This window comes from Mycobacterium asiaticum, assembly GCF_001673365.1.
Lineage (GTDB): Bacteria > Actinomycetota > Actinomycetes > Mycobacteriales > Mycobacteriaceae > Mycobacterium > Mycobacterium asiaticum_A.
This window is the reverse complement of record NZ_LZLS01000165.1, coordinates 1-1,071: the sequence shown is the minus strand read 5'-3', so window position 1 is coordinate 1,071 and position 1,071 is coordinate 1. Positions and strand designations below refer to the sequence as shown.

Below are 1,071 nucleotides of genomic sequence, written 5' to 3'. Positions count from 1 at the left end.
CGCGATGTGCTGGCTGCCGGTGACTTCTGGGGCGGCGCCGGTTCGGTGGCTTGCCAGGAGTTCATCGCCCAGTTGGGCCGCAACTTCCAGGTGATCTACGAGCAGGCCAACGCACACGGCCAGAAGGTTCAGTCCGCCGGCAACAACATGGCGCAGACCGACAGCGCCGTGGGCTCCAGCTGGGCCTAGCAACTGAAACTCCAGGCGCGGCAGCACACCACCACGGTGTGCTGCCGTGTCCTGTAGTTAATTTGGGTAATTGAATAACTGACGACCACTGAGGCAGGGATGGATCAACAGAGCACCCGCACCGACATCACCGTCAACGTCGACGGCTTCTGGATGCTTCAGGCGCTGCTGGATATTCGGCACGTCGCGCCCGAGTTGCGGTGCCGGCCGTACGTATCCACCGACAACAACGACTGGCTCAATGAGCACCCCGGAATGGCGGTCATGCGCGAGCAGGGCATCGTCGTGGGTGACGCGGTCAACGAACACGTCGCCGCCCGGATGAAAGTGCTCGCCGCGCCGGACCTCGAGGTCGTCGCGCTGCTGTCCCGCGGCAAGCTGCTCTACGGTGTGGTCGACGACGAGAACCAACCGCCGGGTTCGCGCGACATCCCCGACAACGAATTTCGGGTCGTGCTGGCGCGCCGCGGTCAACACTGGGTTTCCGCGGTGCGAGTCGGCAACGACATCACCGTCGACGACGTCACCGTCTCCGATAGTGCCTCGATCGCCGCGTTGGTGATCGACGGCCTCGAGTCCATTCATCACGCCGACCCCGCCGCGATCAACGCCGTCAACGTTCCGTTGGAGGAGATGCTCGAAGCCACCAAGTCGTGGCAGGAGTCGGGCTTCAACGTTTTCTCCGGCGGCGATCTGCGCCGCATGGGCATCAGCGCCTCCACGGTGGCCGCGCTGGGTCAGGCATTGTCCGACCCCGCAGCCGAGGTAGCGGTGTATGCGCGCCAGTACCGAGACGACGCCAAGGGACCCAGCGCGTCCGTGTTGTCCCTCAAAGACGGGTCGGGCGGCCGCATCGCGCTGTACCAACAGGCACGCACGGCC

2 protein-coding genes are annotated in these 1,071 nt (G+C 65.0%); both read left to right on the top strand.

The features are described from left to right. A partial coding sequence (locus tag A5634_RS17980) for a WXG100 family type VII secretion target (RefSeq protein WP_172831732.1) occupies positions 1-189 on the top strand: 189 nt, incomplete at its 5' end. Positions 190-288: 99 nt separating this feature from the next. Next, a partial coding sequence (locus A5634_RS17975; protein WP_065145387.1) for an ESX secretion-associated protein EspG occupies positions 289-1,071 on the top strand: 783 nt, incomplete at its 3' end.